This window comes from Paraburkholderia sp. CNPSo 3281, assembly GCF_024206515.1.
Classification (GTDB): domain Bacteria; phylum Pseudomonadota; class Gammaproteobacteria; order Burkholderiales; family Burkholderiaceae; genus Paraburkholderia; species Paraburkholderia nodosa.
In genome coordinates this window covers 85502-112250 of the sequence record NZ_JAMBPS010000003.1, presented here as the reverse complement: position 1 = coordinate 112250, position 26749 = coordinate 85502, and the positions used below count along the sequence as shown (strand labels likewise).

Annotated in this window: 23 protein-coding genes and 1 pseudogene; 20 read left to right on the top strand and 4 right to left on the bottom strand. The window is 64.9% G+C overall.

The window, feature by feature from the left end; genetic code table 11:
* Nucleotides 1–234: 234 nt before the first annotated feature.
* The 10 genes and pseudogenes from M3I56_RS04485 to M3I56_RS04440 all read left to right on the top strand — a co-directional run bounded on the left by M3I56_RS04485 (nucleotide 235) and on the right by M3I56_RS04440 (nucleotide 9332).
* Nucleotides 235–645, top strand: coding sequence for a DnaJ family domain-containing protein (locus tag M3I56_RS04485; RefSeq protein WP_254352737.1), 411 nt, complete (start codon nucleotides 235–237; stop codon nucleotides 643–645).
* Nucleotides 646–743: 98 nt separating this feature from the next.
* The gene (tadA, locus tag M3I56_RS04480; RefSeq protein WP_254352945.1) at nucleotides 744–1337 is read left to right on the top strand and encodes a tRNA adenosine(34) deaminase TadA; all 594 of its coding nucleotides are present in this window, start codon (nucleotides 744–746) and stop codon (nucleotides 1335–1337) included.
* A gap of 25 nt (nucleotides 1338–1362) precedes the next feature.
* Nucleotides 1363–2289, top strand: a complete 927-nt coding sequence (ldcA, locus tag M3I56_RS04475; RefSeq protein WP_254352736.1) for a muramoyltetrapeptide carboxypeptidase — start codon at nucleotides 1363–1365, stop codon at nucleotides 2287–2289.
* A gap of 309 nt (nucleotides 2290–2598) precedes the next feature.
* Nucleotides 2599–3321 carry a GntR family transcriptional regulator gene (locus M3I56_RS04470; protein ID WP_375541682.1) on the top strand — a complete coding sequence of 241 codons (723 nt, stop codon included), beginning with the start codon at nucleotides 2599–2601 and terminating at the stop codon, nucleotides 3319–3321.
* A gap of 300 nt (nucleotides 3322–3621) precedes the next feature.
* The gene (locus tag M3I56_RS04465; protein WP_254352735.1) at nucleotides 3622–5136 is read left to right on the top strand and encodes an NCS1 family nucleobase:cation symporter-1; all 1515 of its coding nucleotides are present in this window, start codon (nucleotides 3622–3624) and stop codon (nucleotides 5134–5136) included.
* A 37-nt stretch (nucleotides 5137–5173) separates the two neighbouring features.
* Nucleotides 5174–6075: pseudogene (locus M3I56_RS04460) on the top strand (aspartate/glutamate racemase family protein).
* 144 nt (nucleotides 6076–6219) lie between these two features.
* Nucleotides 6220–7179, top strand: coding sequence for an allantoinase PuuE (gene puuE / locus M3I56_RS04455; RefSeq protein ID WP_254352733.1), 960 nt, complete (start codon nucleotides 6220–6222; stop codon nucleotides 7177–7179).
* Complete coding sequence (uraD, locus tag M3I56_RS04450; RefSeq protein WP_254352732.1) at nucleotides 7176–7697, top strand: 2-oxo-4-hydroxy-4-carboxy-5-ureidoimidazoline decarboxylase; 522 nt, start codon at nucleotides 7176–7178, stop codon at nucleotides 7695–7697. The genes puuE and uraD overlap by 4 nt, the downstream gene beginning before the upstream one ends.
* 81 nt (nucleotides 7698–7778) lie before the next feature.
* Complete coding sequence (alc, locus tag M3I56_RS04445; protein WP_254352731.1) at nucleotides 7779–8789, top strand: allantoicase; 1011 nt, start codon at nucleotides 7779–7781, stop codon at nucleotides 8787–8789.
* Nucleotides 8790–8807: 18 nt separating this feature from the next.
* Entirely contained in the window at nucleotides 8808–9332 is a 525-nt protein-coding gene (locus tag M3I56_RS04440; protein WP_254352730.1) for an ureidoglycolate lyase, read from the top strand.
* Between the two features lie 394 nt (nucleotides 9333–9726).
* On the opposite strand, the gene M3I56_RS04435 is transcribed toward M3I56_RS04440, so the two are convergent.
* Together M3I56_RS04435 and uraH are read right to left on the bottom strand one after the other, a co-directional pair.
* A complete protein-coding gene (locus tag M3I56_RS04435) occupies nucleotides 9727–10920 on the bottom strand; it encodes a urate hydroxylase PuuD (protein WP_254352729.1) in 1194 nt (397 codons plus the stop codon).
* A 214-nt stretch (nucleotides 10921–11134) separates the two neighbouring features.
* Nucleotides 11135–11488, bottom strand: coding sequence for a hydroxyisourate hydrolase (gene uraH, locus M3I56_RS04430; RefSeq protein ID WP_028204021.1), 354 nt, complete (start codon nucleotides 11486–11488; stop codon nucleotides 11135–11137).
* A 579-nt stretch (nucleotides 11489–12067) separates the two neighbouring features.
* On the opposite strand from uraH, the gene M3I56_RS04425 reads away from it, so the two are divergent.
* The gene (locus M3I56_RS04425) at nucleotides 12068–13477 is read left to right on the top strand and encodes an 8-oxoguanine deaminase (protein ID WP_254352728.1); all 1410 of its coding nucleotides are present in this window, start codon (nucleotides 12068–12070) and stop codon (nucleotides 13475–13477) included.
* Between the two features lie 71 nt (nucleotides 13478–13548).
* Here M3I56_RS04425 and M3I56_RS04420 read toward each other — a convergent pair whose 3' ends face one another.
* A complete protein-coding gene (locus M3I56_RS04420; protein WP_254352727.1) occupies nucleotides 13549–14481 on the bottom strand; it encodes a LysR substrate-binding domain-containing protein in 933 nt (310 codons plus the stop codon).
* A 254-nt stretch (nucleotides 14482–14735) separates the two neighbouring features.
* On the opposite strand from M3I56_RS04420, the gene M3I56_RS04415 reads away from it, so the two are divergent.
* The 4 genes from M3I56_RS04415 (at nucleotide 14736) to M3I56_RS04400 (ending at nucleotide 19705) form a co-directional block, all read left to right on the top strand.
* On the top strand, nucleotides 14736–16364 hold the full coding sequence (locus M3I56_RS04415; protein ID WP_254352726.1) for an ABC transporter ATP-binding protein: 1629 nt from the start codon (nucleotides 14736–14738) through the stop codon (nucleotides 16362–16364).
* Nucleotides 16365–16440: 76 nt separating this feature from the next.
* On the top strand, nucleotides 16441–17547 hold the full coding sequence (locus tag M3I56_RS04410) for an ABC transporter permease (RefSeq protein WP_254352725.1): 1107 nt from the start codon (nucleotides 16441–16443) through the stop codon (nucleotides 17545–17547).
* Between the two features lie 37 nt (nucleotides 17548–17584).
* Nucleotides 17585–18514: an ABC transporter permease gene (locus M3I56_RS04405; protein ID WP_254352724.1), complete on the top strand. Its 930-nt coding sequence runs from the start codon at nucleotides 17585–17587 to the stop codon at nucleotides 18512–18514.
* Between the two features lie 105 nt (nucleotides 18515–18619).
* Nucleotides 18620–19705: a BMP family ABC transporter substrate-binding protein gene (locus tag M3I56_RS04400; protein ID WP_254352723.1), complete on the top strand. Its 1086-nt coding sequence runs from the start codon at nucleotides 18620–18622 to the stop codon at nucleotides 19703–19705.
* 153 nt (nucleotides 19706–19858) lie between these two features.
* Here M3I56_RS04400 and M3I56_RS04395 read toward each other — a convergent pair whose 3' ends face one another.
* Nucleotides 19859–20068 carry a dodecin gene (locus tag M3I56_RS04395; RefSeq protein WP_254352722.1) on the bottom strand — a complete coding sequence of 70 codons (210 nt, stop codon included), beginning with the start codon at nucleotides 20066–20068 and terminating at the stop codon, nucleotides 19859–19861.
* Nucleotides 20069–20257: 189 nt separating this feature from the next.
* Between M3I56_RS04395 and M3I56_RS04390 the strand changes: the two genes are divergently transcribed.
* The 5 genes from M3I56_RS04390 (at nucleotide 20258) to M3I56_RS04370 (ending at nucleotide 26705) form a co-directional block, all read left to right on the top strand.
* Entirely contained in the window at nucleotides 20258–21157 is a 900-nt protein-coding gene (locus tag M3I56_RS04390) for an NAD(P)-dependent oxidoreductase (RefSeq protein ID WP_254352721.1), read from the top strand.
* 198 nt (nucleotides 21158–21355) lie between these two features.
* Nucleotides 21356–22948: an ABC-F family ATPase gene (locus M3I56_RS04385; protein WP_254352720.1), complete on the top strand. Its 1593-nt coding sequence runs from the start codon at nucleotides 21356–21358 to the stop codon at nucleotides 22946–22948.
* A 241-nt stretch (nucleotides 22949–23189) separates the two neighbouring features.
* On the top strand, nucleotides 23190–24623 hold the full coding sequence (locus tag M3I56_RS04380; protein WP_254352719.1) for an aldehyde dehydrogenase family protein: 1434 nt from the start codon (nucleotides 23190–23192) through the stop codon (nucleotides 24621–24623).
* Between the two features lie 165 nt (nucleotides 24624–24788).
* Nucleotides 24789–25979 carry a nitronate monooxygenase family protein gene (locus M3I56_RS04375; protein WP_254352718.1) on the top strand — a complete coding sequence of 397 codons (1191 nt, stop codon included), beginning with the start codon at nucleotides 24789–24791 and terminating at the stop codon, nucleotides 25977–25979.
* A gap of 126 nt (nucleotides 25980–26105) precedes the next feature.
* On the top strand, nucleotides 26106–26705 hold the full coding sequence (locus M3I56_RS04370; protein WP_254352717.1) for an OmpW family protein: 600 nt from the start codon (nucleotides 26106–26108) through the stop codon (nucleotides 26703–26705).
* The last annotated feature ends 44 nt before the right edge of the window (nucleotides 26706–26749 follow it).

Here is a 26749-nt window from a genome sequence, read left to right as displayed (position 1 = left end):
GACACACCAGCGGCGCTTTCGCATCCAGCCCCAGAACCGCGCTCCGGTGCCGCATCCACCGGCAACGCCGCCTGCCATCTGACGATTGCAGGATTCGCCGTTCATGCCGATTCATTCCGCATAAACCGCCAGTCTGTCAAGCGGCAGGGGGTAGATGGCACACATGCCAGCCGTGCACGGTCTTCCAGGTCTTACCCTGATAGAATGCGTGAGCCGCAACGTAGTGGATTGCTGATGAAATTGCTTGATGCCCTCGTCGAACAACGGATTGCCGCCGCGGCCGCGCGCGGCGACTTCGACGACCTGCCCGGCGCTGGTGCGCCGCAGACGCTCGACGACGACCTGCTCGTGCCCGAAGAAGTGCGCATAGCCCACCGCATCCTGAAGAACGCGGGCTTCGTGCCGCCCGCAGTCGAACAGCTGCGGGCCTTGCGCGACCTCGATGAAGCGCTCGCCACGGTGGGCGACAAGGCCGCGCAATGCCGTCTGCGCGCGCGCATGCTGGCGCTCGACATGGCGCTCGAATCCTTGCGCGGCGGACCGATGGTCGTGCCGCACGAATATCGCCGCCGCATCGCGGAGCGTTTGTCCGAACGCGCAGCGGGCGAGCCCGGCCGCCCGGGGCTCCCGGCGGGGGCCGCGTGACGGGCAGTCCCGTCCAGCCAGACGCCCCCGGCGGCGAACACGAAGAGGCGCACCCGGCTGCCGGTTTGCCTGCCAGATCGGTTCCCGCCGATCCCCTCATGACGGCGTCCGCGGCCGCGCCTCAATCCGACGTCCAACCCGATCCCGTCTCCGAGCGCGACCGGCATTTCATGCGCCTCGCGCAGGCCGCCGCCGAAGAGGCGCGCGCCGCCGGTGAAGTGCCCGTGGGCGCGGTGCTCGTGCGCGGTGACGAAGTGATCGCCTCGGGCTTCAATCACCCGATCGGCGCGCACGATCCCTCCGCGCACGCCGAAATGGCGGCCTTGCGCGCGGGCGCGCACGCGCTGGGAAACTACCGCTTGCCCGGCTGCGAACTCTATGTGACCCTTGAACCGTGCCTGATGTGCGCCGGCGCGATCATGCACGCGCGCATCGCACGTGTGGTGTTCGGCGCGCATGACCCGAAAACCGGCGCGTGCGGCAGCGTGGTCGACGCCTTCGCCAACGAGCAACTGAATCATCACACGAGCGTGTCCGGTGGCGTGCTGGCCCACGAGTGCGGCGAGGCGCTGCGCGCGTTCTTCGCCGATCGCCGGCGTGCGAGCCGGGAAGCGCGTCGCCCGGCTCGGGAACAGGCTGAGCAAGCGCGGGAAGGGACTGGCGGCGCCGGTCCGGCCGAACCCGCGGGTTGAATCTCACGGTTGAATCGAATTCGACATGACCATTCATCGCACCATCGAACTGATCGCACCGTCCGGCTATCCGCATGACCAGGAAGCGGTGCACCGCGCGCTTGCGCGGTTGCGGGCGCAAGGCCATCACGTCGACGGCGTGCAGGCGACCGAGCGGCGCTATCAGCGCTTTGCCGGCACGGATGGCCAGCGCGCGGCCGAACTGAATCGCCTCGCCGACCCGTCGCGCGAGTTGCCGGACATCGTACTCGCGGTGCGCGGGGGCTACGGCGCGGTGCGCATCCTGCACGGCCTCGATTACGACGGACTGCAACGGCGTTTGACGGATCAGCCCATTGCGTTCGTGGGGCATAGCGATTTCACCGCCATTCAGCTTGCGCTGCTCGCGCGCGCCGGGCTCACGACATTCGGCGGTCCGATGCTCTGCAGCGACTTCGGCGCCGAAAGCCTCAGCAGCTTCACGATGCATCACTTCTGGGATGCGCTCTCGAAACCGAAATACACGCTCAAGGTGAATGCGCCGCAGGCCCAGTCGACGAATGTTTCGGGCACGCTCTGGGGCGGCAATCTGGCCGTGCTGACTTCGTTGATCGGCACGCCTTATCTGCCGCCGGTCGAGGGCGGCATCCTGTTCGTCGAAGACGTGAACGAGCAGCCGTTCCGCATCGAGCGCATGATTTATCAGCTGCATCTAACCGGCATTCTTGCTCGCCAGCAAGCCCTGGTGCTGGGCGACTTCATCGGCCACAAGCAGTTCGATTACGACAACGGCTACGATCTGCGCGAAATGGTGGAGCAGGTGCGTGCCGTGGTCGGCATTCCGGTGGTGACGGGCCTGCCGTTCGGCCATATTCCGGATATGGTCACGCTGCCGATGGGCGCGCCGGCGCAGCTGACCACCACCCCACATGGTTTCGAGCTGACCGTGAGCGGGTATCCGCATCTGGGTTGATTTCGCACTGGCACAGAAGCGCTTCCGGGCGCTTTTTTCATGAAGTCTTATGCAACTAACAGCCAATACCGGACGGCATCAGACAATGTTCACGTCAACGCTTCTTCTCTAAATTGTTGACAAAAAATGTGACCGGTTTGGGGCGACGAATCACCATGCAGGTGCTGAATTCCCCGAAATAAAGCGCGTTTCACCGATAAGAGGCATGTGGCAGCCGACGCGCAGGTGGGGATCTTCCCCAGGTTCGCCCACAAAATTGTTGACAATATTTATGTCCAACCTAGGATACCCAACATAGAGACCCGAGCCATGCGAAAGACCGATATCGACGCCGAAGCAATCGGCATGAAGCCCGAGGCAATCGCCGCGCGAATCCGCGCCGCGATTCTCGAGCACCGGCTGCCGCCCGGCGCGAAGTTGACTGAAGCGCAGTTGTGCGAAGTATTCGGCGTGAAGCGTGGCCCGATCCGCCAGGCGCTCGCGCTGCTCGCGAAGGACCATCTCGTGGATCTGGAGCCCAATCGTGGCGCGTTCGTCGCAAGCCCGTCGCTCCAGGAAGTGCACGAGGTGTTTGAGATGCGGCGGATCATCGAGTTGGCAGTGGTGGGGCGCATCTGCAGCGCGCAGCACAGCAGCCGTCGGCTGAAGACCATCGGCGAGACAATCAGGCGCGAGCGCAAGGCCTTTGAGGGGCGCGACTTTCCGACGTGGATCCGCCTTTCGGGCGAGTTTCACACGTCGCTGGCCACGCTCACCGGCAATACAGTGCTGTGCGATTGCCTGGGCGGGCTCGTGGCGCGCTCGACGCTGATTTCAGCGCTCTACGAATCGCCGGGACGCAGTCCGTGTTCGTTCGACGATCACGAGGCGATTCTCGCGGCGCTCGAGGCCGGCGACGAGCAAGAGGCCGTCGACCTCATGGTGCGCCATTTGCAGGGTGTCGAGCTCAGGATGCTCGACCGGCCGGCTGGCGCTTCGGTCGACTTGCAGGAAGTATTCAGCGCTCGTGAGGCGACCTCGCTTGCACGCTGATGCGCTTCTGGCGCGGCACTGGAACGGATTGAAGTAAAGGATTGCAGTAAAGCGCGGTGGCCCACAACGAACGGTGGCCGCCGCGGCTGAAAAGGATGGAGTGGGGCGCATGCAGGGCATGCGTACGGCTCGAACAAGCACAGCGTTACAGGGCGCCCGCAAGCGGCGACCGGCGCAGTGCCCGCGAAGGCCAGACCATTCGGGGATATCGCGGCGGCCGCGTCCAGCGGCGGTCCGCACGCGTTTCGAGGCGTTCAGGCGTCTTTTTTCCGTCGGCATATCCCATCCAAGGAGCGGATCATGGCTCAGTTCAGCGCGTCACCTGGCAGTCCGGCAGTGCCCAACTTCGAATCCGGCGAAAGCAGCGAGTCCGCAGATAATCTGCGCTTGCCGGCCGGCTACAGCGAGCGGCTCTACAACCACGACCTCGCACCGCTCAAGGAGCAGACCTGGGGCGCGTACAACATCTTCGCGTTCTGGATGTCCGACGTGCATAGCGTCGGCGGCTATGTGTTCGCGGGGAGCCTCTTCGCGCTCGGCCTCACGAGCTGGCAAGTGCTCGTCGCGCTGATCGTCGGCATCTCCATCGTCAATGTGCTCTGCAACCTGATCGCGCGGCCGAGCCAGCGTCACGGCGTACCGTACCCGGTGGCGTGCCGCGGCACCTTCGGCGTGCTCGGCGCCAACATTCCCGCCGTGATCCGCGGCCTCATCGCCGTGGCGTGGTACGGCATCCAGACCTATCTCGCTTCGAGCGCGCTCGTGATCGTCGTGCTCAAGTTCGTTCCGCAACTCATGCCTTATGCCGATGTACACAAGCACGGCATGCTCGGGCTTTCCGCGATCGGCTGGGCCGGCTTCATGACGCTCTGGGTGCTGCAGGCGTTCGTGTTCTGGAACGGCATGGAGACCATCAAGAAGTTCATCGACTTCGCGGGGCCGGCGGTTTATGTCGTGATGTTCGCGCTCGCGGGCTACATGGTGTATCGCGCGGGCTGGCACAACATCGGTCTGAATCTTGGCCAGGTGAAGTATCACGGTACCGAAGTGATTCCCGTGATGATCACGGCGATCTCGCTCGTGGTGTCGTATTTCTCGGGGCCGATGCTCAATTTCGGTGACTTTTCGCGCTATGGCAAGTCGCTCAAGAGCGTTCATAAGGGCAACTTCTGGGGACTGCCGGTCAACTTTCTCGCATTCTCGCTCGTCACTGTCATCACGACGTCGGCTACCCTCCCTCTGTTCGGAGAACTGATTACCGACCCCGTCGAAACGGTCAGCCGCATCGATCATCCGACCGCTGTGATTCTCGGCGCGCTCACGTTCACGATTGCGACCATCGGCATCAACATCGTCGCGAACTTCGTTTCGCCGGCGTTCGATTTTTCCAACGTCGCGCCGCGGCTCATTAGCTGGCGTGCGGGCGGCATGCTCGCCGCCGTGGCCTCGATCTTCATCACGCCGTGGAATCTCTTCAACAATCCCGCCGTGATTCACTACACGCTCGACGTCCTTGGCGCCTTCATCGGGCCTTTGTATGGTGTCCTGATCGTGGACTTTTATCTCGTGAAGCGCGGGCGTCTTGCCGTGGACGATCTCTACTCGGTGTCGCCGCAGGGGGCGTACTGGTATCGCAACGGCGTGAACTGGCGTGCGGTGTCGGCTTTGCTGCCCGCCGCGGTTATCGCGATTCTCTGCGTGATGGTGCCTTCGCTCGGTGGCGCGGCGAACTTCTCGTGGTTCATTGGCGCCGCGCTCAGCGCGTTGTTCTATCGCGCGCTCACGATGGGCGAACGCGCTCGCGCAAACGCATGAGCTTCACGCAAAGCCAGGCATCGACGAAGGAACCGAAATGCGCATCAAATTAATCAATCCGAACACCACGCAGCGTATGACCGCCGCAATGGAGCAGTGCGCTCGCGACGTGATCGCACCGGGCACGGAGGTGGTGGCGGTGAGCCCGACGATGGGCCCGCCGTCGATCGAAGGCTATTACGACGAGGCGCTCGCCACGCCCGGTCTGCTCACCGAAGTGGAGGCGGGCGAGCGCGAAGGCTTCGACGGCTACGTGATCGCGTGCTTTGGCGACCCGGGCCTTTACGCGGCGCGCGAGTTGGCGCGCGGGCCCGTCGTGGGCATCGCGGAAGCCGCGATGCATGCGGCGAGCGTGCTTGCGCCGGGCTTCTCCGTCGTGACGACGCTCTCGCGCACACGCGCCATGGCCTGGCACCTTGCCGAGCGCTATGGCATGACGCGTTTTTGCCGCAACGTGCGCGCGATCGACGTGGCCGTGCTAGAACTCGATGAACCGGGATCGGCCGCGCGCCGCGCGATCGTCGACGAGTGCCGCCGCGCGCTCGAAGAAGATGGCGCGGACGCGATCGTGCTCGGTTGCGCGGGTATGACGAGTTTGTGCGCCCAGGTGGAGGACGCACTCGGCGTGCCGGTGGTCGACGGCGTGACGGCCGCAGTGAAGTGGGTGGAGGCGCTCGTCGCGCTGCGCCTCACGACCGCCAAGCGCGGCGACTTCGCACGGCCGCTCGCCAAGCGTTACGAGGGCGAATTCGCGCGATTCAGCCCGGTAAATCCAACCCCGGTCACGGAAACGCCGCCGCCTGTGCGGCCGCTGCGCTACGGGTAAACGCGCAACGCGTGCAAGCGGAGATGGCCGCCCGGCTGACGCCAGGTCGGGCGGCCACATACACCTCGCTTGACCCGTACTATCTGAGCGTGCGTATGGGCGCGTACGGGTGATTTCGCTACACTGGTCCGGTCCTGTAAGCAGGTTGCGCGGACCGTCCGTCGGGCCTGCAAAGCAGCGCCGGCGGCCGCTTCACGGCGCCTCGCCGTTACGCGGATATTTCGTTTCATCCTCTCTATTCGATTGATTCGACCAGCATGCCACTCGATCCCCAATATCCCCGCGATCTGATCGGTTATGGCCGGTATCCGGTGCAGGCCAACTGGCCCGGCCAGGCGCGCGTCGCGGTGCAGTTCGTGCTCAACTACGAAGAGGGCGGCGAAAACTGCGTGCTGCACGGCGACCCCGGCTCCGAGCAGTTCCTCTCCGAAATCGTGGGTGCCGCGGCGTATCCCGCGCGCCATATGAGCATGGAGTCGATCTACGAATATGGCTCGCGCGCGGGCGTGTGGCGCATCCTGCGCGAATTCGAAAAGCGTGGCCTGCCGCTCACCGTGTTCGGTGTGGGCATGGCGATCGAGCGTCATCCCGAAGTCGCGCGTGCGTTCGTCGAGCTGGGCCACGAGATCGCGTGCCATGGGTATCGCTGGATTCACTACCAGGACGTCTCGCCCGCCAAAGAGGCCGAGCATATGAAACTCGGCATGGAAGCGATCGAGCGCGTGACGGGCGTGCGCCCGCTCGGCTGGTACACAGGACGCGACAGCCCGAACACGCATCGCCTCGTGGCCGAGTATGGCGGCTTCCTCTACGACTCCGATTACTACGGCGACGACCTGCCGTTCTGGATGGACGTCGAGGTCACAGGCGGCAAGTCGGCGCCGCAACTGATCGTGCCTTACACGCTCGACACGAACGACATGCGCTTCGCTTCGCCCCAGGGCTTCAACACGGCGGATCACTGCTTCACCTATTTGCGCGACGCATTCGACGTGCTCTACGAGGAAGGCGACGAAGCGCCGAAGATGCTCTCGATCGGCATGCACTGCCGGCTGCTCGGGCGTCCTGGGCGTTTTCGCGCGCTGCAGCGCTTTCTCGATCACATCGAAAAGCACGAGCACGTGTGGGTCACGCGCCGCGTGGACATCGCGCGGCACTGGCGCGAGCATCATCCCTACCAACCGCAGCAGAACGACCACCGCGGGGCCGCCGCATGAAGGCAATGCACTACACCCTCGAACAGCTGAATCAAGCCTCGGTCGACGCCTTCGTGGCGGCGCTTTCAGGCATCTTCGAGCACTCGCCCTGGGTCGCCGCTGCGGCCGCGCAGCAGCGCCCGTTTGCGAGCATCGACGCGCTGCATCGCACCATGTCGCAGGCCGTGGAAACCTCGGGCGAGGTGCAGCAGCTTGCGCTCATCAACGCCCACCCGGAGCTTGCGGGCAAGGCCGCCGTGCGCGGCGAGCTGACCGCCGAATCCACGCGCGAGCAAAGCGGCGCGGGTCTGAACCAGTGCACGCAGGAAGAGTTCGACAAGCTGCTCGCGCTCAATGGCGCGTATCGCGAGAAGTTCGGATTCCCATTCATTCTCGCGGTGCGCGGCTATGACCGCCGCGGCATCATGGCCAACTTCGAGGCGCGCGTGAACAACAGCCGCGCCGATGAATTGCGCGCGAGCCTCGACCAGATTTACCGCATTGCGCGCTTCAGGCTGGACGAGCTGATCGACGCGTAACGTGGCGATGCGCCCGCCGGCTTTTCGCGAGGGGGCGCAGCGCCGTTTTGATCTACAGAAAAGACACGAAGGAAGACAACGATGGCACTCCCGACTCTCGACCCCAACGCCCCCGATTTCACGCGCCGCTTCGTGAATCTCGCGGACCCGCGCCTGGGCGCGCAGGCGCTCGAGGCGAGCGACGACTTCTTCGCACCGAAGGATCGCATGCTCAATCCGGAGCCGGCCGTCTTTATTCCGGGCAAGTACGACGAACACGGCAAGTGGATGGACGGCTGGGAAACGCGCCGCAAGCGCACGACCGGCTACGACTGGTGCATCGTGAAGCTCGCGCGCCCCGGCGTCATCAAGGGCCTCGATATCGACACGAGCCACTTCACGGGCAACTACCCGCCGGCGGCGTCGGTGGAGGGCGCGTATGTGCCCGATGGCGCACCCACTGCCGCGACACAATGGACGGAGATCGTTCCCTCGACGTCGTTGAACGGCAATAGCCACCATTACGTGGAAGTGTCCAGCGACAAGCCGTACACGCACCTGCGCGTAAATATCTATCCCGATGGCGGCATCGCGCGTCTGCGCGTGTACGGCCAGCCGCAGGTGGACTGGGCGGGCGCGAGCCGCACCGAACTGTTCGACCTGGCCGCGATGGAAAACGGCGCGTACCTCGTTGGCGCGAACAACCAGCACTTTGGCATGGCCTCCACGCTGCTCATGCCGGGCCGCGGTGTGAACATGGGCGACGGCTGGGAAACGCGCCGCCGCCGGGAACCGGGCAACGACTGGGCGATCATCGCGCTCGCGCAGCCGGGCATCATCAAGAAGATCGAAGTCGATACGGCGCACTTCAAGGGCAACTACCCCGACAGCTGCTCGTTCCAGGCCGCGCGCGTGGTGGGCGGCACGGACAGTTCGCTCGTGACCCAGGCCATGTTCTGGCCGGTGCTGCTTGGCGAGCAGAAGCTGCAGATGGACAAGCAGCACTACTACGAAAGCGAGCTCGCGGCGCTCGGCCCGGTTACGCATGTGCGCTTCAACATCATCCCGGACGGCGGCGTTTCGCGTGTACGCCTCTGGGGCACGCTCGCCTGATACGCTGACGAGGCCATCATGAGTGAAACAAGGACGACGCTGACCATCGAGCTGCTCACGCCCGAGGCGTTCGCACCCTTCGGCGATGTGATCGAGCTCGCGGGCGCGAAGCAGATTCCGATCAATCTGGGCACGACCATCCGCTTTCACGATCTCGCGAACGTGGATGTGACCGACGAAGGCGGCCGCACGCTCGTGAATCTTTTTCGCGGGCAGCCGCGCGAGTTGCCGTTCGAAGTGAAGATGCTCGAACGGCATCCGCTGGGCAGCCAGGCGTTCGTGCCGCTCAACGACAAGCCGTATCTGGTGGTGGTCGCGCCGGCGGGCGAGCTGGACGTCACGCAGATTCGTGCTTTCGTTTCGCGCGGCTGGCAGGGCGTGAATTATGCGAAGGGCGTTTGGCATCATCCGCTGATCGCGTTGGGCGAGGTGAGCGATTTCATCGTCGTCGATCGAGGTGGAGACGGGCTCAATCTCAACGAGCAGGATCTGGCGGAGTCATTTTGGTTGACAGAAGACGCGATGAAGGCAGCGATGCGCTGATTCAGGAAATTACGCAGCAGTCCGTATCAGCTGGAAAAGCCACGGTCGAGACCGTGGCTTTTTTGCGTCTGGCGGATGAAGTACGGTGGTGGTCCAGGTCGAGCCAGCTGCTCAGGGCACGTTAAAGCGTGGCGAGTCATGCATGGCTGTGTGCGCCGCTCGATGCTTCAATGCCTCGATCGGGCCAGTTGGCGAGGCTCGCGTCATACGCGTTCCGTACGTTCGGTGGGCGCCTGACTGGGTGATGCGCACCTGCGCATCGCCGCCCAACGCGCAAGCTCTTCAGCAAAGAAACCGTACCAAAAGAGAAAGGACCCGAAGCGCATCGCACTTCGGGTCCTTCCCGTCGCAACTCACGTAGCGCGATGCAAACCAATCGCGCTGCCAGCTACCGTCATTGCTTCGCGCCGCCCTGGAACCACATCGCGATCTTCTGCCGCTCGTCGTCGGTCATGTGCGTGACGTTGCCTAGCGGCATCGCCTTGAGCGTCACAGCCTGCTGATACAGGCGTTGTGCGTTCTGCGAAATCTCATCGGGCGTATCGAACATCACGCCTGCGGGTGCGGCACCCATCAGCGTCGGATGGGCCGAGTGACAGGATGCGCAGCGTTGCTGCAGGATCGGCTGGATATCGGAAACCCTCAGCGACGGCGCGTTCGCGGCTTCGGCCTGCGGCACGACCGGACGCGGCAGCGTCCAAACTAGCGCGACGAACATCAGTGCCACGCCGCCGATCGGCAGATACCAGAGCTGCTGACCACGATGACGCATCACGAAGAACTGGCGAATCAGCGCGCCGGCCAGCATGATCACCACGAGCACGGCCCAGTTGTAGGCGTGGGCGTAGGTCATCGCGTAGTGGTTCGACAGCATCGCGAACACCACGGGCAGCGTGAAATAGGTGTTGTGCACCGAGCGCTGCTTGCCGCGCTTGCCGTAGATCGGATTCGGCACTTCGCCCTTGAGCATCGCGGCGACCATCTTGCGCTGGCCCGGGATGATGACGAAGAACACGTTGGCCGACATGATCGTCGCGAGCATCGCACCCATGATGAGGTACGCAGCACGGCCCGAGAAAATGTGGCACGCGAGGTAGGCCGCGATCACGACATAGATGCCTACGCACACGCCCAGCAGCTTGTCCTTCGTGCCGAGCACGCGGCACAGCGAGTCATAGACGATCCAGCCCGCGGCGAGGAAACCGAGCGCCGAGAAGATCGCGACGACCGGGCCCATGTCGAGCACGTTCTTGTCGATGAGATACGTGTTCGGCGCCATGAGGTAGAGCACCGTGAAGAGCGACGCGCCCGAGAGCCATGTGGTGTACGACGGCCACTTCGACCAGTGGAGGTCGTCGGGCATTTCAGGCGGCGCCACGGTGTACTTCTGCATGTTGTAGAAGCCGCCGCCGTGCACGTGCCACAGCTCGCCGAACACGCCGCGGCGGCGCTGGTTCGGGTCCGTGGGCGGTTTGAGGCTGTTGTCGAGCGCGACGAAATAGAACGACTCGCCAATCCAGGCGATCGCCGCGATGACGTGGAACCAGCGCAGCGCGAGGTTCAGCCAATCGGTAATAAAGCCTTCCATGAAACGTCTCCAGTCCTGATGCATTGCGCGCGCGCCTGAACGCACGCGCTAACTGCGGGGTATGAGCGCGCCGCGTAGCGTCGGGGCCGCTGGACGACCCTTGCGCTGCTGCGCTGCCGTTGTTGTTCGTATGTCCTTGGGCTTGATGACCCGGGCTAGAAGATCGCGCGGAATGCCCTATGAGTATGTATTGCGGTGGCCGCCCAGGGCCCGCTCAGCTGCCCCGATAGGTGCTGTACGACCACGGCGAAACGAGTAGCGGCACGTGGTAGTGCGAACCGGCGTCGGCGATGCCGAAGCGCAACACCACGCGGTCGACGAAGCGCGGCTCGGGCACCTTCGTGCCGAGAGCGGCGAAATAGTCGCCGGCATGGAACACGAGTTCGTATTCGCCCTTGGCGAGTGCAACGCCCTCGAGCAGCGGCGCGTCGCAGCGGCCGTCGTCATTGGTGGTCACGGTCTTGAGCGCGCGCCGCGCGTCGCCCGAGAGCGCAAAGAGCTCGACCTTGATGCCCGCGCCGGGACGGCCGTTCGCGGTGTCGAGCACGTGGGTAGTCAGCTTGCCCATTCGCAGTTTTCCTTGTGAGTGCCTGGTGCGATTGCGAGGTTTCAGCGGCAGCCCCCGATCCCATGCATGACGCATTGCGGCGGATCGAGGCTCCACGTCAGTGGCTACATACCCGTCGGCGGATCGAAGCGAGCGCCGTGAACGCATTTTAAGAACGATCGCACCCGGCGCGCGCGAGCGATAGGAAAGATAAAGCTACGCGCATGAGGGTGAGCCCTGGGTGCCTGTCGCTCATTGCGCCCTGGATTCAGGCGACCCTTGTTTGTATCGTAGCGACGCCAAAAATCGACCTTTATATGCGTGGTGTAAATGTGGGTATCGCAGTGGCGCGAATTGCCACGACAATTTTGGTTGCGGATCGTAGAGGCCATGCGCAGCGCGTGCTGCGCGTCCCGAAGACGGCGGTGGACGCCGGGTAACCGGGCCAGCGGCGTCCTCGTCGGGACGCGTCGGCACCGGGCGCCTGGGCGACCGGCGAGGTCGGCGGGTGAGGCGAGGGCGTCTGGTTCACACGCCGTGCGCGAGTCCGAAGGAATAGCCAGGGCTCGCGGCGGCACGACAACGGAGCGAACAAGGACGATGGAACCCACACTCGCACAGCGGCAAAACCCGCAAGACCCGAAAAAGCCCAGCAAGACGTTGCTGGTAAAAAACGCCGACATGCTGGTGACGATGGACGGTGCGCGGCGGGAGATTCGCGGCGGCGGCCTCTACGTCGACGGCAACCGCATCGTCGCGGTCGGCCCGACGGTGGAATTGCCCGCCACGGCCGACGAGGTGATCGACGCCAGCGGCCACCTCGTGACGCCGGGGCTCGTCAACACTCACCACCACATGTATCAGAGCCTCACGCGCGCCGTGCCGGCCGCGCAGGACGCCGAACTGTTCGGCTGGCTCACGAGTCTCTACAAGGTATGGGCGAACCTCACGCCCGAGATGATCGAGGTCTCCACGCTCACCGCGATGGCGGAGCTGCTGCTCTCGGGCTGCACGACGTCCAGCGATCATCTGTACATCTATCCGAACGGCAGCCGCCTCGACGACAGCATCCGCGCGGCGCAACGCATCGGCATGCGCTTTCACGCGAGCCGCGGCAGCATGAGCGTCGGCCAGAAGCACGGCGGCTTGCCGCCCGATGCCGTGGTCGAGCGCGAGGACGCGATTCTCGCCGACACGCAGCGCCTTATCGAGACGTATCACGACGAGGGCCGGTACGCGATGCTGCGCATCGTCGTGGCGCCATGCTCGCCGTTCTCGGTGAGCCGCGACCTGATGCGCGAATCGGCGGTGCTCGCGCGGCATTACGGCGTGTCGATGCACACGCATCTCGCCGAGAACGTCAACGACATTGCTTACAGCCGCGAAAAGTTCGGCATGACGCCCGCCGAATACGCAGAGGACCTCGGGTGGGTGGGCCGCGACGTGTGGCATGCGCACTGCGTACAGCTCGACGACCAGGGCATCGATTTGTTCGGCCGTACCGGCACCGGCGTCGCGCATTGCCCGTGCTCGAACATGCGGCTCGCCTCGGGCATCGCGCCCGTGAAAAAGATGCGGCTCGCTGGCGTGCCGGTCGGCCTCGGCGTGGATGGCTCGGCGTCGAACGACGGCGCGCAGATGGTGGCCGAGGCGCGCCAGGCCATGCTGCTCGCGCGCGTGGGCTTCGGCCCGGACGCCATGACGGCGCGCGAGGCCCTCGAAATCGCGACGCTCGGCGGCGCCCAGGTGCTGGGCCGCGACGACATTGGCGCGCTCGCACCCGGCATGGCGGCCGACTTCGTGGCCTTCGACCTGCGCCAGCCGCTTTTCGCGGGCGCGCTGCACGACCCGGTCGCCGCGCTCGTTTTCTGCGCACCCTCACAGGTCGCGCTGAGCGTGATCGGCGGGCGCGTGGTCGTGAAGGAGGGCGTGTTGCAGACGGTGGAGCTTGGGCCGGTCATCGAGCGGCATAACCGGCTCGCGGCACAGCTCGTGCAGATGGCGCGCTGAGGCAGTCAAGCGCGCAACGCTCAGGTGTGTTGATCAGGTCAAGCGGCCGCCGCAACGTGCGGCCGTGCAACTCAAGGCTTGTCGATCAGCGTCTTCGTCGCTTCGGCGATGAGGCTGCGCAACCAGCGTACTTCGTCCGAGTAATGACAGCGTTCGTGCCACAACTGGTAGTACTGCATCGGCGGGAAGTCGAGCGGCGCGGGCACGACCGTGAGCGGCAGGAATCGCGCATAGTGGTCGGCGAAAAGGCGCGTGGTCGTGAAGACCAGGTCCGACTTCACGAGCACGTAGGGCGCGAGATTGAAGTAGGGCAGCGTGACGACCACGTGGCGCTTGAGGCGCTCGCGCGCGAGATGTACGTCGATGGCGCCGCGCTGGCCCACGGAGTAGGGCGTGGGCGCGAGATGCGGCGCGTTCAGATACTGGTCGAGCGTGAGCCCGCCGCGCTTGGCGAACGGGTGCGCGTTGTTCATCAGGCAGACGATCTGGTCGACGAACAGGTTCGATAGATGCAGCTGTTCGGGCGGCTCGGGCCAGTTGCCGATGACGATATCGAGCTTGCCTTCCTCGAGCGCGAGCTCGTAGTCGAACGCAGGCCCGAGCGAGTGAAATTCGAGCGTGGCGTTGGGCGCGGCCTGGCGAAAGCGCTCGACCACGGTCGGTACGAACAGGACGTTCAGATAGTCAGGACAGCCAATCCGATAGCAGCGGATGGAGGTGGCCGGATCGAAATTGTGCTGCTGGAAGCGGATGCGCTCGATTTCGCGCAGCGCGTTCTGGACGGGTTCGAGCAGGCGCAGGCCGTACTCGGTCGGCACCATGCCGGACTTGCCGCGCACGAGGAGCGGGTCGCCGGTGATGTCGCGCAGGCGCCGAAGCGCCGCGCTGATTGCGGGCTGGGACTGATTGAGCTTGACGGCCGCGCGTGTCACGCTGCGCTCCATCAGAAGCGTGTGCAAGACGCGCAAGAGGTACGTGTCGATCGCCTCGCGTTGCTGACTCATGAATTCTCCGAATTATATGTTCTGGCTGATCGATGAGGCTTGGGAGTATATCGTTTTTAATATGGACAAAAAGTGGCGTCAAGCGAGGCTTACCCCGAGGCTCGCGCCGCTTCGCCCGTGCAGCGAGGCAACAGCGATTTTTGGCGGCTCGACCTTCGCAGGGCTAACAGGTATCGTCACCCCCGCACGGCGGCGCGCGGCGGCCAGCGTCAAACGGTTAACGGACAGCAATAACGTACATCGGCGGAACCTCCATGGGTGATTCTTCTTCACGTCAGGCAAAACTTGCGCAAAGCGGCAGCGGTGTGCCGCGCCTCGCGCTTGCCGGCATCACGAAGCAGTACCCGGCGGTGCGCGCGAACGACGATGTCACGCTCTCGGTCGCGCCTGGCGAAATTCACGCCTTGCTCGGCGAGAACGGCGCGGGCAAGAGCACGCTCATGAAGATCGTCTACGGCGCGGTGCGCCCGGACGCGGGCGAGATCCGCTGGGAAGGCCACACGGTTGAAATCGCGAGTCCGGCTGCGGCGCGCAAGCTCGGCATCGGCATGGTGTTCCAGCATTTTTCGTTGTTCGAAACGCTGACCGTTGGCGAGAACATCGCGCTCTCGCTCGACGAACCGTTCGACCTGAAAACGCTCGGCAAGCGGATTCGCGAGGTGTCGGCGCAATACGGCCTCGATGTGGATCCGCAGCGCCACGTGCATAGCCTCACGGTGGGCGAGCGTCAGCGCGTGGAGATCGTGCGCTGCCTGCTGCAGAATCCGCGTCTGTTGATCATGGACGAACCGACCTCGGTGCTCACGCCGCAAGCGGTGCGCAAGCTGTTCGGCACGCTGCGGCGACTGGCTTCCGAAGGCTGCAGCATTCTCTATATCAGCCACAAGCTCGACGAAATCCAGGCGCTTTGCGATACGGCCACCGTGCTGCGTGGCGGCAAGGTCACGGGCCACGTCATTCCGCGCGAAGAAACGCATGCGTCGCTCGCGCGGCTGATGGTTGGGCGCGACCTGCCCGACTACACGCGGCGCGCGCACGCGCCCGGCGACGTGCTGCTCGAAGCGAAGCATCTGTCGATGCCGAGCGACGACCCGTTCGGCACCTCGCTCAACGATGTTTCGTTCAGCGTGCATGCGGGGGAGATACTCGGTATTGCCGGTGTCTCGGGCAACGGCCAGGCGGAATTGCTCGCCGCGCTCTCGGGCGAGGCGCAAGCGGCCCGTCATGGAGTGAGCGCCGATGCCGTCAGGATTTGCGGCAAGCCCGCGGGACGCCTTGCGGCCGGGGCGCGCCGCAAGCTCGGCTTCGCGTTCGTGCCGGAGGAGCGGCTGGGGCGCGGCGCCGTCCCGGCCATGTCGCTTGCCGAAAACGCCTTGCTCACGGCACACCGCGAAGGCATGGTGCGCTCGGGCTGGCTCAGGACCGGCGCGATGCGCGCGTTCGCCGAGCGCTGCATCGGCGCGTTCGATGTGCGCTGCGGCGGTCCGGACGCGCTCGCGCAAAGCCTCTCGGGCGGCAATCTGCAGAAGTACATCGTGGGGCGCGAGATTCTCCAGGCGCCGAAGGTGCTCGTGGTCGCGCAGCCCACCTGGGGCGTGGACGTAGGCGCGGCTGCATTCATTCGCCAGGAGTTGCTCGATCTTTCGGCGCGCGGCGTCGCGATACTCGTGATCTCGGAGGAACTGGAGGAGCTGTTCGACATCTGCGACCGCATTGCCGTGCTCGCGGGCGGACGCCTGTCACCCGCGCGTTTGACCGGCGAGACGAACGCCGAGGAAATCGGCCGCTGGATGGCGGGGCTCTTTGGCGAGCGCTCGGATCGTGGAGACGGCGGCGGCCGGCCCAACGGCGAGCCGCCCGCGCAGACCGTAGCGAACGCATGAAAAGCTACACATAACGACAGGCAACGGCGCGCGAACGCACATCAACCACCCGAGACAGACCAACGACTTCACGACCATGATCTTCCCGTACCGACTCGAAGCCCGCACGACGCCGTCGCGCACGGTGCGCATCGCCGTGCCGCTGATTGCGGCGCTGCTCACGCTCGCCATCGGCTTCCTGATCTTCGGCCTCGTGGGCCGCGATCCCTTGCAGGCGATGCACGCGTTCTTCATCGAACCGCTTTCGAGCATCAACGGCTGGTCCGAGCTCTTGCTCAAGGCTTCGCCGCTATGCCTGATCGCGCTCGGTCTCGCGGCGGGATATCGCGCCAACGTGTGGAACATCGGCGCGGAAGGGCAGATGGTGCTGGGTGGCATCGCGGCGAGCGGCGTGGCGATCCATTTCGATCAAGCCACGGGCTGGTGGATCCTCTTCCTGATGATGTTCGCGGGCGTGCTGGGCGGCATGGCGTGGGCGGCGATTCCCGCGTGGCTCAAGAGCCGCTTCAACACCAACGAGATCCTCACGAGCCTGATGCTCACCTACGTCGCCACGCAACTGCTGATCTGGCTCGTAAGCGGTCCGTGGCGCGACCCGCAAGGCATGAACTTTCCGCTCTCCGAAATGTTCAGCGGCGACGCGCTCTTTCCGACCTTCGGCGGCGACTGGCGCATCCACTGGCTGCGCGGCACGCGCGTGAACGCATCGATCTTCCTGACGCTCGCGGCCATTCCGCTCGTGTGGCTCTTCATGCGCCGCAGCTTCGCAGGCTATCGCATGAGCGTGGGCGGGCTCGCGCCGCTCGCGGCGCGCTATGCGGGTTTTTCGGAGAAAAAGACGATCTGGACCTCGCTGCTGCTGTCCGGCGGCCTCGCGGGCCTGGCGGGCATGGGCGAGATTGCCGGCCCCATCGGCCAGCTGCAGGCGACGTGGTCGCCGGGCTACGGCTTCACGGCGATCATCGTCGTGTTTGTGGGGCGTCTGCACCCGGTCGGCATCGTGCTCGCAAGCCTCTTGATGGCGCTGCTCTACCTGGGCGGCGAAGCCGTGCAGACATCGCTGCAATTGCCGCAGGCGCTTTCCGGCGTGTTCCAGGGGCTGCTGCTGTTCTGCCTGCTCGGCGCGGACCTCTTCGTAAACTATCGCGTGCGCCGCCGTCATCCGGTCGCGGTTGCGAACTGACCAGCGCAATCCAGAACAATCAAACGGGCCACACGACATGGATATCCAGCAAGCCAGCTCGCTCGCCTCGAGCGCCGTCACCGCCGCCATTCCGCTGCTGTTCGCGGGCGTGGGCGAACTCGTCACGGAGAAGTCGGGCGTGCTCAACCTCGGCGTCGAAGGCATGATGCTGATGGGCGCCGTCACGGGCTACGCGGTCACGACCATAACTGGCAGTCCCTGGGTCGGCCTCGTTGCGGGCATGGCCGCAGGAATCGTCATGGCCTTGCTGTTCGGCTTTCTCGTGCTCACGATGCTGGCCAACCAGGTCGCAACGGGCCTCTCGCTCACGATCTTCGGCGTCGGGCTCTCGGCGTATGTCGGCAAGCCGTATACCTCGGCCGCCACGTCGGCGACCATCGCCGCCTGGCCGATTCCGGGGCTCTCGCAACTGCCCGTGGTCGGGCAGGCGTTCTTTAGCCTCACGCCTGTCGACTACCTCGCGTTCATCATGTTCGCCGTGGTCGGCTGGTTCCTCTATCGCACGCGCGCCGGGCTCGTGCTGCGCTCGGTGGGCGAGTCGCCGCAGGTCGCGCATTCGGTGGGCTTTCCCGTGATCGGCGTGCGCTATGGCGCAACGGCCTTCGGCGGCGCAATGGCAGGCCTCGCGGGCAGCTACTACTCGGTGGTGCAACTGCATTTGTGGCAGGAGCAGATCACGGCGGGGCGTGGCTGGATCGCGCTCGCCCTGGTCGTGTTCGCGACGTGGCGCCCGGGCCGCCTATTGATCGGCGCGCTGCTCTTTGGCGCGGTCACGGGCGCGCAGTTCTACGCGCAGGCGGTGGGCGTGCCGGTGCCCACGCAGTTCCTGGCCATGTTGCCGTATGTCGCGACGATCGTCGTGCTCGTGCTCATTTCGCGCAACCCGAACACGATCCGCCTGAACGCGCCGGCTTCGCTCGGCAAGCCGTTCTTTGGGGCCGCCTAGGTGGGCCGCCTAGGCGGGGGCCGCCCACGTGGGTCCAATTATCCGGAATGCTAACCAACACGCCTTGAACGCTCGCCGTTCCCAATCCACGACAGGAGAACCACGATGAAAAAAACCATCCTGACCGCTTTCGCCGTTGCCGCCACGTGCGGCACGGCGGCCCTCGCGCCTGCGGCCCACGCCGCCGATGCGCCGGGCGTCGCGTTCGTCTACCTCGGCAATCCGGGCGATGCCGGCTGGACCTTCGCGCACGATCAGGGCTCGAAAGTCGCCGAGCAGAAGTTCGGCAACAAGATCAAGATCACGCGCGTGGAAAACGTGCCGGAATCGGCGGATTCGGAGCGCGTGTTCCGCGATCTCGCGAACAAGGGCAACAAGATCATCTTCGGCACGAGCTTCGGTTATCAGGACTTCCAGCTCAAGGTGGCAAAGGATTTCCCGGACACCGTGTTCCTGCACGCAACGGGCTACAAGAAGGCGCCGAACTTCGGCACCTATGACGTGCGCATGTATCAGGGCGCCTATCTCGCGGGCGTCGCGGCGGGTTACGCGACGAAGACCAACACACTCGGTTTCGTCGCCTCCGTGCCGATTCCCGAGGTCGTGCGCAACATTAACGCGTACACGCTCGGCGCGCGCTCGGTGAATCCGAAGGTGCACACCAAGGTCATCTGGATCAACAGCTGGTTCGATCCGGGCAAGGAGAAGCAGGCCGCCGAAACGCTGATCGGCCAGGGCGCCGACGTGCTGCTGCAAAACACCGATTCGAGCGCCACGCTTGCCACCGCCGAAGAGAAGAAAGTCCACGCGTTCGGCTGGGATTCGAACATGAAGAAGTTCGGCCCGCACGCGCACCTGGGCTCGGTCGAGGCGAACTGGGGCGTGTGCTACGTCGCGGCGATCCAGCAGGTGCTCGATGGCAAGTGGAAGAATGACCCCGTGTGGTGGGGCATTCCGCAAAAGGCCGTCGATCTCGGCGACGTCAACACGTCTGAGCTTTCGGCCGACGCGCAAAAGGCCGTCGCCGCGAAGCGCGAACAGATCGCGAGCGGCAAGTGGGACGTCTTCTCGGGCCCGATCAAGGATCAGACGGGCGCAGTCAAGATCCCGGCCGGCAAGACGCTGACCGACCCGGAACTGCAACGCCTGAACTGGTACGTCGAAGGCGTGGACGGCTCGCTGCCGAAGTAAGCATGAGTCGGGCGCTCGCGCCGCCTTACGCGGCGCGGGTGCGAATGCATTCTTCGTACGATTTCGACGTCCGCACATGAAACGGCTGCGTGTAGCCTGCGAGGCGCGCGCAGCCGTTTGACTTTCTCGCCACCAACGCAACGCAGCGTCGCGTCAGTCGTCGATGCGTATACCGACCTTGATCGTGACCTGCCAGTGCGAGACCTGATCGTTTTCGATCAGGCCGCGCGTTTCCACGACCTCGAACCAGTGCAGGTGGCGCAGCGTCTTCGATGCCCGCGCGATGGCGCAACGAATGGCGTCGTCGCTGGACTCCTTGGACGAGCCGGTAAGTTCGATCTGCTTGTAGACGTGGTCGTTCATAACAGTGTCTCCTCGTGGGTCGCGCGGCGTCGGCGCGTCAATCGAGTATAGGTAACGGACCGGGGCGCAAGGGCAAAGATGAGAGAAGCCCGGCGCCGGTTATCATGGCGCCTCTCGCGAAAACGGGCATTCGACGTGCCCGTTTTGCAGGCGTGAAAGCGCAACGGCGATCGACAGGAGACGAACAAGATGGGCGGTCAGGTATTGGGGTTTTGCGGACCGGGGCTGATGGGCGCGCCGATGATCGGTCATTTGCTGCGCACCGGGCACGCAGTGCGCGTGTGGAACCGCTCGCCGGCGAAGGCCGAGGCGCTGATCGCCGATGGCGCGCAGGTGGCCGCGACGCCCGGCGAGCTGGCGCGCGAGGCGGACGTGGTGTTGCTGTGCGTCGCCGATGCGGCGGCGGTCGAGCAGGTGGTGTTCGGCGAGCACGGGCTCCTGGCCGGTGCGCCCGGCGCGAGCGTGCGCGTGCGCCGCATCGTCGATCATTCGAGCATTCCTCCCGACGCGACGCGCAGGCTCGCAGAGCGCGCGGCGGCATTCGGCGTGGGCTGGATCGACGCGCCGGTTTCGGGCGGCGTGGCGGGCGCGCAGAACGGCACACTGGCGATCATGGCGGGCGGCATAGCGGCGGACGTGGAAGCCGTTGCGCCGATCCTCGGCGCCTACGCGGCGCGCGTGACCCATATGGGTGGCGTGGGCGCGGGCCAGACCACCAAGCTGTGCAACCAGGCCATCGTCACGGCCACCGTCGCCGCGATTGCCGAAGCGGTGAGCCTCGCGCGGCGCAGCGGCATCGACGCGGCCCAGCTGCCCGAAGCGCTCGCGGGCGGCTGGGCCGATTCGACGTTGCTGCGCACGTTCGTGCCGCGCATGACGCAAGACGGGCTCGAATCCATCGGCGCGCTCAAGACGTTTCAGAAAGACGTGGACACGATCGCCGCAGCGGCCGCCCAGACCGGTACGCCCATGCCCGTCTCGGGCACGGTCCAGCAATTGCTGCGTCTGGGGGCAGCCATGGGCCTCGCGCAGGCCGATTTTTCGGGTTTCATCGACGTCCTGCAGACGCCGCGCACCGGCGAAGCTTGAGCGGATCGGCCACGCGAAGGTCTCGCAGGCGATGCGGCCCCGTTGTAACCGGCGTGCATGGCGGCCTTCACATTGCTCACTTCTTGCCGTGTCATGCTGCGCGCAGCAGAGCTGTCCGCGCGGCTGGAACTCGCGCGCGAAGTGGCATAACCTGCTAAAATTACAGGTTTTTCGTCGATCTACTTACCGGGACGCGCTGTGCTCTCTACCGCCAACATCACCATGCAATTCGGGCCGAAGCCCTTGTTCGAGAACATCTCGGTCAAATTCGGCGAAGGCAACCGCTATGGCCTGATCGGCGCGAACGGTTGCGGCAAATCCACGTTCATGAAGATCCTCGGTGGGGATCTCGAGCAGAGTTCGGGCAACGTCATGCTCGAGCCGAACGTGCGTCTGGGCAAGCTGCGCCAGGACCAGTTCGCGTACGAAGACGTGCGCGTGCTCGACGTCGTCATGATGGGCCATACCGAAATGTGGGCCGCGATGACCGAGCGCGACGCGATCTACGCGAACCCCGAAGCCACCGACGACGACTACATGCATGCCGCCGAACTCGAAGCGAAGTTCGCCGAGTACGACGGCTACACGGCCGAAGCGCGCGCGGGCGAACTGCTGCTGGGCATCGGCATCGGCACGGACTTCCACAATGGGCCGATGAGCGGCGTGGCGCCGGGCTGGAAGCTGCGCGTGCTGCTCGCGCAGGCGCTGTTCTCGAAGCCCGATGTGCTGCTGCTCGACGAACCGACCAACAACCTCGACATCAACTCGATCCGCTGGCTGGAAGATGTGCTCAACGAGTACAACTCGACGATGATCATCATCTCCCACGATCGACACTTCCTGAACCAGGTCTGCACGCACATGGCGGACATGGATTACGGCACGCTCAAGATATACCCGGGCAACTACGACGACTACATGCTCGCTTCGGCGCAGGCGCGCGAGCGTCAGGCCAACGCCAACGCCAAGGCGAAGGAGCGCGTGGCCGATCTGCAGGACTTCGTGCGCCGCTTCTCGGCGAACAAGTCGAAGGCGCGCCAGGCCACCAGCCGTCTGAAGATGATCGACAAGATCAAGATCGAGGAATTCAAGCCCTCGTCGCGCCAGAATCCGTTCATCCGCTTCGAGTTCGAGAAGAAGCTGCACAACATCGTCGTGGTCGCGGAAGAGATCACGAAGACCTACGAGCGCCGCATCTTCAACAAGCTCAGCATCAGCGTGCAGCCGGGCGAGCGTATCGCGATCATCGGCGAGAACGGCGCGGGCAAGACCACGCTGCTGCGCTCGCTGCTCGGCAACCTGGCCGTCGATAACGGCTCGGTGAAGTGGGCGGAGAACGCGAACGTGGGCTACATGCCGCAGGACACGTACGAAGAGTTCCCGGCCGACGTCACGCTGATGGACTGGATCGATCAGTACCGCCAGGAAGGCGACGACGAGCAGTCGGTGCGCGGCACGCTGGGCCGTCTGCTCTTCAATGCGGACGACATCAGGAAGTCGGTGAAGGTATTGTCGGGCGGCGAGAAGGGCCGCATGATCTGGGGCAAGCTGATGCTCGGCCGCCACAACGTGCTGCTCATGGACGAGCCCACGAACCACATGGACATGGAGTCGATCGAGTCGCTGCAAATCGCGCTCGAAAAGTTCGAAGGCACGCTCATTTTCGTGTCGCACGACCGCGAGTTCGTGAACGGCCTCGCCAACCGCATCATCGAGGTGAAACCCGATGGCACGGTCAAGGACTACAGCGGCAACTACGAAGACTTCCTGGCCAGCCAGGGACTGCAATGAGTTTCGATCGCTGATCGAAGCGCGAAATGAAAACGGGCGGCGCGTGAGCGTCGCCCGTTTTGTTTTTGGCCCGCGTGCCTTAGCCTACTGCACGCCCGCTTTACGTATGCGTCAACCACGCTAGAATGCACTGTCGCCGCGGCGAGTGCCGCGATGAAATCGCGAACGAACACGGAGCTTGGTATGGGATGGCAGTAAGCGCCGAGGCGCAAACTGTCATCGACAGACAGGAGGAACACCCATGAACGACTACGCGCAGTTCTACATCAACGGCCAATGGGTCGCCCCGCACGGCAAGGGCACGATCGACGTGATCGACTCGGGCACCGAGGCGGTGATGGGCCGCATCCCCGAGGGCATCGAAGCCGACGCCGAGGCGGCCGTCGCCGCCGCGCGCGCCGCCTTCGACGGCTGGGCCGCGACGCCCGCCGCCGAGCGCGGGGCGTATCTGCAGAAAATCGCCGACAACCTCAAAGCCCGCACCGATGAACTCGCGCAGCTGATCGCAGGCGAAGTCGGCATGCCGCTCAAGCTCGCGCGAGCGATCCAGGTGGGCGGCCCGGTCTACAACTGGGGCGCTTACGCGCAGCTCGCAAGCGAGTTCCAGTACGAGGAGCGCGTGGGCAACTCGCTTGTCGTGCGCGAACCGGTGGGCGTCGTCGCGGCCATCACGCCGTGGAACTATCCGCTCAACCAGATCACGCTCAAGGTCGCCGCCGCGCTTGCCGCCGGCTGCACCGTCGTGCTCAAGCCCTCCGAGGTCGCGCCGCTGAACGCATTCGTGCTCGCCGAGGCCATTCACGAAGCCGGCCTGCCCGCGGGCGTGTTCAACCTCGTGACGGGCTACGGTCCGGTGGTGGGCGAGGTGCTGGCGCGCCATCCGGACGTCGACATGGTGTCGTTCACTGGCTCGACGCGTGCGGGCAAACGCGTGTCGGAAGTCGCGTCGGCCACGGTCAAGCGCGTCGCGCTGGAACTGGGCGGGAAGTCGGCCGCCGTCGTGCTCGACGACGCCGACTTCGCGGCCGCCGTGAAAGGCACGGTGGGCGCGTGCTTCCTCAACTCGGGGCAGACCTGCTCGGCCCACACGCGCATGATCGTGCCGGAGTCGCGTTACGAAGAAGCGCGCGACCTCGCGAAGCAGGCCGCCGAGGCGTTCAGGGTGGGCGATCCGCGTGACGAGAAAGCGAAGCTCGGCCCGCTCGCCTCGAAAGTGCAGCAGGAGCGCGTGCTTCACTACATCGAGCGCGGCATGGCCGACGGCGCCGAGCTCGTGACGGGCGGCCCCGGCATGCCGGAAGGCGTGACGCAGGGCTTCTTCGTGAAGCCGACCGTGTTCGGCCGCGTACCGCGCGACGCGGCCATCGCGCAGGAAGAGATCTTCGGCCCGGTGCTGACGATCCTCACGGCGAAGGACGAAGACGACGCCGTGGCGATCGCCAACGACTCGCTCTACGGCCTCGGCGGCGCAGTCTGGGCGGGCAGCGACGAGCGCGCGATGCGCGTGGCGCGCCGCATCCGTACGGGCCAGATCGACATCAACGGCGGCGCCTGGAACATGGCCGCGCCCTTCGGCGGCTTCAAGCAGTCGGGACACGGCCGCGAAAACGGCGCATACGGCCTCGAGGAGTACCTGGAATACAAGTCGATGCAGTTCAAGGTGCCGAAGGCCTGATGAGGCATCTCGTCGCGCGCTATCGCAAATCTTTTAATGCGACGTGTTGATGCAAGTCATAAACGCGGATTTCTTTACAGAAGTCCGCGTTTTTGTTTGATGTGCGTCAATGTCATATGTGGGGTACGCGCGACCATAAGCGCTTTGTCATCGACAGAGCACAACATGTTTCCTGGACACTCCTTCGCTCCGCTCCAGATTCGCGGTCGTCAACTCCTGCCCGTCGTGCAGGGCGGCATGGGTGTCGGCATTTCGGCACACCGGCTTGCTGGCAGTGTCGCCCGTGAAGGCGCGCTCGGCACGATCGCGAGCATCGACCTGCGCCATCATCACAGCGATCTCATGGACATGTGCCGCGCGGACCCGCAGCACGAAACGCTCGCTCGCGCGAACCTGATCGCGCTCGGCCGCGAAATCGCAGCGGCACGCAAGCTTGCAGGCGGCAACGGCATGATCGCCGTGAACGTCATGAAGGCGGTGAACGCCCATGCCGACTACGTGCGCACGGCCTGTGAGCACGGCGCCGACGCCATCGTCATGGGCGCGGGCTTGCCGCTCGATCTGCCCGACCTCACGGCGGGCGTGGATATCGCGCTCGTGCCGATCCTCTCCGACGCGCGCGGCGTCGCGCTCGTGCTCAAGAAGTGGATGAAGAAGGGCCGCCTGCCCGACGCCATCGTGATCGAGCATCCTGCTTACGCGGGCGGCCATCTCGGCGTGACCGACATCGCCGACATGGGCAACGAGCGCTTCGCCTTCACGCAGATCTTCGAGGAACTCGAAGGCGTCTATGCCACGCTCGGCATTTCGCGGCGCGACGTGCCGCTCGTCGTGGCGGGCGGCGTGAATAGCCACGAGGCCGTGCGCAAATGGCTCGAGGCGGGCGCGAACGGGGTGCAGGTCGGCACGCCGTTCGCGGTGACCGAGGAGGGCGACGCGCACCCCGCCTTCAAGCGCGTGCTCGCCGACGCGAAGCCTGAAGACATCGTCGAGTTCGTGAGCGTGACGGGCCTGCCCGCACGCGCCGTGAAAACGCCGTGGCTCGAACGTTACTTGCGCAACGAGTCGCGCATTCGCACCAAGATCGGCTCGCTCAAGCTTGCATGCCCAACCGGTCTCGAATGTCTTTCGGCCTGCGGGCTGCGCGACGGCATCGAGAAGTTCGGCCACTTCTGCATCGACACGCGCCTCGCTGCAGCATTGCGTGGCGACGTTGCGAACGGCCTGTTCTTCCGCGGCCGTGAAGCGTTGCCGTTCGGCAATGCGATCCGTAGTGTACGCGACCTGCTGGAGTTGCTGCTGACCGGCGCTGCGCGACCTGCGGTCGCACAACGAGCAGCGTTCGCACTGGCTTGATACGTATCAAAACGGTGCCAGACCCCGTCTCTGACAATTTGTAGGCCTTCAAGGCTAGACCTACAGACACGGGGATTAACGATGTATAAAGCAATTAGAAAGGCAGCAGCAACTGCCGCGCTCACCATGAGCGCGGTCTTCCTGGCAGTGCCAGCCAGCGCGGCTGGTTCTCCCGACTCGGGCATTTACGCTGGCGACTGGCTGGTGCGCCTGCGCGCGATCGAGATCGCGCCGGACGCGCGCGGCAGCGGTACGCTCGGCGCGCTCGGCGCGGACGTGAACAACGCCATCGTGCCCGAGCTCGACTTCACCTACATGGCGACCAACAACATCGGCGTCGAGCTGATTCTCGGCACGTCGCGCAACCAGGTGACGTCGAATATCGGTGCGCTCGGCGGCGTGGGCGTGCTGCCGCCTACGCTGCTGCTGCAGTATCACTTCAACAACGCGGGCAGGGTGCGGCCGTACGTGGGCGCGGGTATCAACTACACGCTGTTCTACAACAACGGTCTGCACGCCGGCGGGCAGTCGGTTTCGATCGACAACCACAGCTGGGGTCCGGCGCTGCAGTTCGGCATCGACTTCCAGGTGACGAAGCGCATCTTCGTGAACGCGGATATCAAGAAGATCTGGATGCACACCGACGCGTCGCTGGCTGGCACGTCTCTCGGCACGCTGCATATCGATCCGCTCGTGGTGGGCCTGGGCGTCGGCATGAAGTTCTGATCGATCGTCCGACCATCGCTTTTTCGAACGCCGGCTTGCCCGGC